Annotated in this window: 5 protein-coding genes; 1 reads left to right on the top strand and 4 read right to left on the bottom strand. The window is 61.5% G+C overall.

Going from position 1 to position 7,707, the window contains the following annotated elements:
* The 3 genes from ACIREA_RS21810 to ACIREA_RS21800 all read right to left on the bottom strand — a co-directional run.
* Positions 1–2,613 (bottom strand): PAS domain S-box protein (locus tag ACIREA_RS21810; RefSeq protein WP_397384472.1); only part of this gene is annotated, 2,613 nt, incomplete at its 3' end.
* Between the two features lie 247 nt (positions 2,614–2,860).
* Complete coding sequence (gene glgA / locus ACIREA_RS21805) at positions 2,861–4,063, bottom strand: glycogen synthase (protein ID WP_397384471.1); 1,203 nt, start codon at positions 4,061–4,063, stop codon at positions 2,861–2,863.
* 58 nt (positions 4,064–4,121) lie between these two features.
* Entirely contained in the window at positions 4,122–5,222 is a 1,101-nt protein-coding gene (locus ACIREA_RS21800; protein ID WP_397384469.1) for a hypothetical protein, read from the bottom strand.
* Positions 5,223–5,306: 84 nt separating this feature from the next.
* Here ACIREA_RS21800 and ACIREA_RS21795 point away from each other — a divergent pair, with 84 nt between their 5' ends.
* The gene (locus tag ACIREA_RS21795; protein ID WP_397384467.1) at positions 5,307–7,115 is read left to right on the top strand and encodes an exosortase/archaeosortase family protein; all 1,809 of its coding nucleotides are present in this window, start codon (positions 5,307–5,309) and stop codon (positions 7,113–7,115) included.
* Between the two features lie 33 nt (positions 7,116–7,148).
* Here ACIREA_RS21795 and ACIREA_RS21790 read toward each other — a convergent pair whose 3' ends face one another.
* The gene (locus ACIREA_RS21790) at positions 7,149–7,628 is read right to left on the bottom strand and encodes a hypothetical protein (protein WP_397384466.1); all 480 of its coding nucleotides are present in this window, start codon (positions 7,626–7,628) and stop codon (positions 7,149–7,151) included.
* Positions 7,629–7,707 lie beyond the last annotated feature (79 nt).

Here is a 7,707-nt window from a genome sequence, read left to right as displayed (position 1 = left end):
GACGCCGACGATCCTGCCCGCGACTTTGAGCGGGAAACAGGCGGAGGAGCGGTAGCCGCGCTTCAGCGCCTCCTCGCGCCACGGTGCCAGCAGCGGGTCCTGCTCCATGTCGTGGCAGGTCACGTGCTCTGCGGAGATGAAGCACCGCCCCGAGGGGCCGTTGCTCCGCGCCTTGTCGCTCAGGTCGATGTTCAGCAGTTCCAGATACCCCTCCACCACGCCCGCAGAGGCCACCGGCTGCAGCTTGTTCGCGGCGGCTTCGTACAGTCCGACCCACGCCATGCGGAAGCCGCCCTTCTCCACGGCGATCTGGCAGGCCTTCGTCAGCATCGCCTGCGGCTCTTTCTCATGCACGATGGTCTGGTTGATGGCGCTGAGCACCGCGTAGATGCGGTTGAGCTGACGGATGCGCAGCTCTGCCTGCTTTTGCTCCGTGATGTCCTGGTTGGTTCCCAAGATTTTGCCCGTCCGGCCTCCCGCGTCCATGATGATCTGGGAGCGCACCAGCATCACGCGTTCCGTGCCATCTCTGCGGGTGATGCGGTGCTCAAACTGCCTGGCGAAATTTGGATCGTCCGCCGCGATCCCGAGCGCCACTTCATGGGCCACGATCCCGGCATCCTCCGGATGGACAAACCGCCGGATGTATTCCTCCGGAGACATGGAGAGCCCCCCTTCCTGCTCCGAGGTGGTGCCGAGCAGTTGGAAAATGTGCTCGTCGGCAGTGACGATGTTTTTCACCACGTCAAACTCCCAGTGCGCGAGCTTCGCGATGTCCATCGCCAGCAGGAGCTGGGACTGCTTTTCCCGCAGCGCTTCGTCCGCCTGCTTCTGCGCGGTGATGTCGAGTTCGATGCCGTCCCACACCACATGCCCATTGGCCGCGTGGCGCGGCGCGGAGGTGAACAGGCTCCAGCGGATGGCCCCGGAGGGCAGTTGCATGCGCACTTCGGCCATGAAAGGCTTCATGCCGGCCAGCGCCTCGGCCTCACGTGCAGCCACCAGGGGCCGGTCCTCTGCCACCACCTGCCCGTAGAGAACATTCGCATCCAGCAAGACCTCCTCGGCGGTGACTTCATGCAGTCTCCCCACGCCGGCGCTGACGTACGTGAAGCGCCGGTCCGTCCCATCTGCTCCCATGTCGAGCTGGTACATCATGCCGCTGGGCAGGTTGTCTCCGAGGATGCGGATGCGCTCTTCACTGTCCCGCAGGGCTGCGCCCGCCTTCTTTTGCGCGGTGATGTCACGCGCGATCTTGGAGGCGCCGATCACTTTTCCACCGCCGTCCTTGAGCGGGGAGATGGTGGCAGAAATGAAAATCCTTCGCCCGTCTTTGCAAACGCGCACCGTCTCGAAATGCTGCACCGTCTCGCCGCGCGCAATCCTGGCCAGAATTTCCGGCTCCTCGTCCCGGCGCTCCGGCGGGAGCAAGATCAGCAACGGCTGGCCGATGGCCTCCGCCGCCGTGTAACCAAAGATTTTTTCCGCGCCGCCATTCCAGCTGGTGATGACGCCCTCCATCGACTTGCCGATGATCGCATCTTCGGAGGATTCCACGATGGCTGCCAGCTGCGCCTGCTTGCGCTGCAACTCTTTGCGCTCGGTGATGTCCACCACCGATGAAATGACACAATTGCGTCCGCCCAGCTCGATGGGGTCGGCATTGACGCTGACCTCCCTGCGGCTGCCGTCCCGCGTGATCGCATTGATCTCCATGTCACGCAGGGAGCCGCCGGTTGAAAGAGGCCGAAACCTCCGGCTGCGCTCCTCCGAGCTCCCCCAGATGCCCAGTTCCAAGGAGGTATGCCCGACCACTTCCTCGGGAGAAAAGCCGATGAGCCGGCAGTAGCTGTCGTTGACTTCAATGAAACGCCCCGTCTCGATTTCAGTGATGGCGATGCCACTGGGGGTGGATTTGAATGCCTTGGAGAATTTTTCTTCATTTTCCTCCAGCTCCGCCAGCTCCCGACGGCGGCTGGTCAGATTGAAGACCAGCACCACCGCGCAGGCAAGGGCCAGCACCATCACCACCGCCACCGCTCTATACAGGTGGCTGACGCTGCGGTGGATCGCCCCCGAAAGGCTGATGCTGTTACCGTGATTGTATTTGAGCAGTTCCTCGGCGGATTGGAGCACCGGAAAATAGGCCGGAGCCAGTTCATGCTCGAGGAAGACGGAGGCACCTTCACGATCCCCGGCCAGAATGAGAGCCTCAAAAGCGATGCGCTTGGTGTTAAAAGTCGCGTATCCCTTTTTCACCCGCTCCAGCAGCGACCGGTCCTGCTGTGGATTCTTCCGGATGCTGTCTTCGTAATTTTTGAGCGCTGCGGCAAAGGCCACGTCGGCCTCATGGACGGCTTTCAGGCTCGCATCCCGGAACTCGGTTGTCTTGGCCGAAGCCGCAGCCAGCACCAGGGTGAGGCTGCGGGACATGGCCATCCGCATGTAGTGGGCGTTGATGGTGCCGGGCACCGCATCCTGCGTAATCAAGTCACTGTCAGTCTCCACTTTCCGCCCGCTGGAGTAAGCCACCGCCGCCAAAGCTATTAACAGCATCAAAATCGCGATGCTCGCCAGCCGTATCCGGAAAGAGGTGTTGCGCTTATGGTTCATCACAGGCTCCGCATTCCGACAGTTTTTTGAGAAGTGGTCACTTGATCATCGTCGTCCACAACAACGGGTCTGCCATACGAGCCAAACCTTTGGAAATCAGGCGCATTTAATTCGCCTGATCAAATAAATGCGAGCTTACATTTTTTTAGAGCAAAAAAGATCATAGAAAGCCTTTTACCACCGGTCCAGGCCTCCGGTGGCATCTGTTACTTTTTGCAAAATTTTGCCCCCATCGGGGCCTATGCCCCTACACCGCCAGCGTCTTGTAAAGCGCCAGGGTTTTCCGTGCGATGCTCTTCCAGCTGAAATGGTCTTCGGCGCGCTGACGACCGGCCTGGGCCATGCGATTGCGCAGGGTGGGGTCTGCCATGAGCTTGTTGATGCCGGCGGCGAGGTCGCGGGCGAATTTCTCGGGGTGCATGGCTTCGAAGGGGCTTTCGGTCTGCTGCTCCAAGGGGACGAGGATGCCGGTCTCGCCATCGACGACGACTTCCTTGATGCCGCCGACGGCGCTGGCGACGACGGCGGTCTCGCAGGCCATGGCTTCGAGATTGATGATGCCGAAGGGCTCATAGATGGACGGGCAGCAGAAGACATCGGCATGGGAGTACATGACGATCTTTTCCTGCAAGGGCAGCATGGATTGCACCCAGACAACACCGGGGCGCACTTTGCTGGCCTCGGCGACCGCAGCTTCCATCTCCTCTTTGATTTCGATGGTGTCAGGAGCGCCGGCGCAAAGGACGACCTGGAAACCGGGATCGAGGTGCTGGATGGCGCGGACGAGATGGACGATGCCCTTCTGCCGGGCGATGCGGCCAACGAAGAGTACGTAGGGTTTGTCGGGATCCACGCCGTGCTTGCGCAGCACATCAGGAGCTTCGGTGCGGCGGTATTCCGCGAGGTCGATGCCGTTGTAGATGACGTGGACCTTGTGGGGATCGACGTCAAAGTGCTTGAGGATGTCGGCCTTGGTGCCCTCGGAGACGGCGATGATGGCGTCCGCCATTTTCAGGGCGGTGCTTTCGAGCCAGACGGTGAAGTCGTAGCCGTGACCAAGCTGCTCGCGCTTCCAGGGGCGCAGAGGCTCCAGCGAATGGACGGTGAGGACCATGGGGACGCCGTAGTTGAGCTTGGCGAGGATGCCGCCGAAGTGGGCATACCAGGTGTGGAGATGGACGAGGCTGGCATCAATGCCATGGGTGTTGAAGTCGAGGCAGCGCTGCAGGGCACCGAAGACGGATTTCAGGTTGAGCGGGCTGTCCCAGCCGGTGGTATCGAGGCCGAAGCCCTGGACATTCAGATTGCCCTCATCGCTGGCCTGATCGCCAAAGCAGCGAACGTCGATCTCCATGAGCTTGGCGAGCTCCCGGGTGAGGTATTCAACGTGGACGCCGGCGCCGCCGTAGATGTGAGGGGGAAATTCGTTGGTGAGGAAGAGTGCTTTCATGGGTGAGGATGGGATGGCGCCGGGTAGCTGGCGAGTGGTGGAAAAGGCGTTCTCAGGGTCATTTCCCCTGCGATTTGAACCACTCCTCGATGGCCGGGATGTCGAAGAGGCGGAAGCGTTTTTTGACGCGCTGCTCCAGAGCGAGCTGCGCGTGCTTGGCCACATCAAGGGAGGGGTCTTCCTTGATGGACTTGATGAGCTGGGCGTTGGTTTCGGGCAGCGGACTGCCGAGAAGGAGGAAGCAGACACGCACGCGCACCTCCCATGAGAGCTTGGAGTCAGCCAGGAGCTTGAGCAGGGCGGCGGGGGGGACATCAGCCTCATCGCGAATGCTGCTGTCCTTGAAGAGTTCGGCCACGGGGAGACGGTAGCCAGGGTCTTCGCGCTGCAGGAGCTGGATGGCCCGGATGGCACGCAGATACTCAGCCTGCGCGGCGTCATGCAGATGGGGGAGCTGCGGATCCCGCATGTAGTCGACGAGAACCTCAACAGGGCGGCGCATGCCCGTGGCGATGGCTTCGTCAGCGTATTGCGTGAGGCGGTTGCGCTCCTTGAGCAGAATGAACTCCTCCTGGGTGGGTGTGACCTGGGGTTTCATGTCGGCCATGCGCGGGGTGCCGGGCTGATGGGTCACGGGGGCCTCAGGAGCAGGGGCGAGTTCCGGAATTTTGAGCGTGGCGGAGATGCTTTCGAGGGACTCCCGGGTCTTCTGCTGCATGAGCAGCTGCTCGCGGCGCATGACGTCCACCTGTTTCTCAAGTGCAGCGATGTGTTCGGCGGACTTGGCGAGTTCTTCCCTGAGCTTGGTGTCCGAAGGAGCAGGCGCAGGAGTGGACACCGAAGTAGGTGCCGAAACCGGAGCCGGGGCGGCAGCAGCGGAAAGCCGGGGTTCGATCTTCTCGAGGTAGAACCACCTGCCTAAAAACAGGAGCAGCAGGCCGATGATGAGCGAGGTGCTGAGTGAGATGACCAGATGGCGGTAGGCCAGGTGGGAAGAAACGACATTCGGCGCATTTCCCTCCTTGGGAAGGCCGGAAGGGGATTTGTCCTGAGCTGCAGCGTCTGCCGTTGCCGGGCTGCAGCGGGCAAAGAGCAAAGCGGCCTCTGCTTCCGTGTCGTCGGTGTCAGGGGATGAGGTGGGGGGAAGCGGATCGGACATGTAGAGTGATGCGTCAGGGACGTTACGCGATGAAGGTTGCCAGAATCAACAAACAAGGCCAGCCTTTGTCAGTCAATCCATGTCATGGTAACAGATTCCACCCGGACGCCCAGTGTGTCCACCTTCACTCCTTCGACCACTCCCCTCTTTGAGCAGCCGGAAACGCTGCGGCGGGCGGTGCTGTGGGGGCTGCCAGCGGTGCTGGTGCTGCTGTTTTTAGTCTGGCCGTATCAGCAGTGGGACTATGACAGTCGTGAGAGCATCCTGCTCGGCTGGGGCCGCTGGGTGAGCAAGCGTGCGGACTGGCAGTTCTGCCTGCTGGTGCCGCTGCTGGTGGGCTGGCTGGTGTGGCTGAGGCGTGAGGAGCTGGGCCGTCTGCCCTTGAAGGGCACCTGGCTGGGCCTGCTGTCCCTCGGCTTGGGGCTGTTCTTTTACTGGATCGGCTACAAGGCCAATACAGGCTACCCGGGCTTTCTGGCCGTGCAGTTTGTGGTTTCAGGCTTCATTCTGCTGGTGGCGGGGACGGCATGGATGCGCACGCTTTCCTTTGCGTGGCTGTTTATGCTTTTCACCTGGCCCATGCAGCCGCTGGAGGATTCCCTGGCCTCTCCGCTGCGCCCGCGGACGGCGGCGATGGCTGCTGCGGTACTGAATGCGGTCAATGTGCCGGCTATCAATGAGGGCTCGGCGCTGCAGTCCGCTCCGGATGCTGAAAGCGGAAAGCAGATCGGGGATGTCTTCAGCCTGGATGTGGATGCGAAGTGCAGCGGGATCAATTCGCTCTTTGCGCTGATGATGATCTCGGCGCTGCTGGGCTACCTGGCGCTGAGGCGGCCGCGCTCCCGCTTTGTTTTATTTGCCTGCGCAGTGCCGCTGGCGGTGGCGGGCAATGTGGTGCGGCTGCTGCTGCTGGTGGCAGGGACGAAGCAGTTTGGCGCTGATTTTGCCGTGGGCAGGCACATGGGGGACCATCAGGAAATGTCGCCCTACCACACGTTTGCGGGCTTTGCGGTTTTTGGCATCGCGCTGGCGGGGATGTTTGCGCTGTGCTGGCTGCTGGAAGGACGTGAGATGAAGGCCAATTTCAAGCGTCATGGCAAACCGCTGGCTGCGGGTGAGGTCTGCGCGATTCCACAGCCGCGCCGCATGCTGGCTCAGTTTCTGGCGGCCATCGGGCTGCCGCTGCTGGTGCTGGGGATCTGCGCGTGCACGGACATCAGCTTTCATGTGGCGGCGCCGGGGGTAAATCTCAGGCCGGATGACTCACGACTGCCCTACCTGCCGCTGTCTCTGGGCGACTATCAGGGACGTGAGTTTGACATGACGGCCGATGAGAAAAATCTGCTGGATGAAGGTGTGCGGCTGGCGCGCAATGTGTATGCGTCCGCCACAGGCAGGCAGATCATGGCCACGGTGATCCTGAGCGGATTTGAAAAGCGGAGCCTGCACCGCCCGGAGGTTTGCCTGCCGAACCAGGGCTGGACGGTGACTGACCGTACGCAAATCCCGCTGCAAATGAAGGATGGCCGTGAAATCTCCATCATGATGATGCGCATCTTCCGCGATGCGGAGCCCCAGCCGGGGGTGAAGGTCCGCACGCGGGCCATCAATTTCTACTGGTACATCGGTTCAGACGGCACCTCCTGCGCCGACCACTACGAGCACGTCTTCCTCTCGTACTACGATGCGGTGTTCCGCAACATCCAGCACCGCTGGTCGATGGCCTCCATCTATGTGCCGCTGCCGGATCAGCACGTGGGACAGGAGGACCCGATGCAGGAACTCAATGCAAAGGAAGATGCATGCGAGTTTCTGGCGCAGCTGGCCCCCACTTTCATGCTGACGAAAGAAGCGTGGCTCAAGACCACGCATGCGCCTGAGGAAGCACGCTGAACCTTGTTAAAGATTCTCTGACGATCCCCTGCCCTACCGGCTCAAATCTTCCTGGGTCAGTACTTTGAAGCCGGAGGCGGTGAGCACTTCGGCGCCCACTTCAGGGGAGTCGAGGTGGAGCACGAAGACGGGATGCTGGGCAGGACGCACAAACAGGGCGTAGGTGAAGTCGATGTTGATCTCTGCGGAGAGCAGCGCGGAGAGCGCGTGAGGCAGGGAGTGATCCGTCTCACGCAGTTCGACGACCGTGACGGGAAAGACCACATGCGGGATGCCTTTTTCAATGAAGAGCATCTCCGTGGTTTCAGGATCGCTGGGGATGAGGCGCACGAGGGCGAGCTCGGTGGTGTCCTGCAGGGATAGGCCCAGCACCTCAATGCGGTGCTCGGTGAGCAGCTTGACCAAGGACATGAGCGCACCGACGCGATTGTGCAGGAACACGGACAACTGCCGCACGGGGGTGCCTGCCGGAGTGCTGGTTTCGGATTGGGTCTTGGGTTTGGAGGAGATCATGGGTGGCTAGCCTGCTGGGCCGGTGGCGGAGCGGCGCTCGTCGAACAAGGTCACGCGCAGCGGGATGCTGGCCAGGGTT

Source organism: Prosthecobacter sp. (assembly GCF_044373815.1).
Taxonomy (GTDB): domain Bacteria; phylum Verrucomicrobiota; class Verrucomicrobiia; order Verrucomicrobiales; family Verrucomicrobiaceae; genus Prosthecobacter.
Note: the sequence above shows the minus strand (reverse complement) of the source record. Positions and strands in the feature narration are given on the sequence as shown.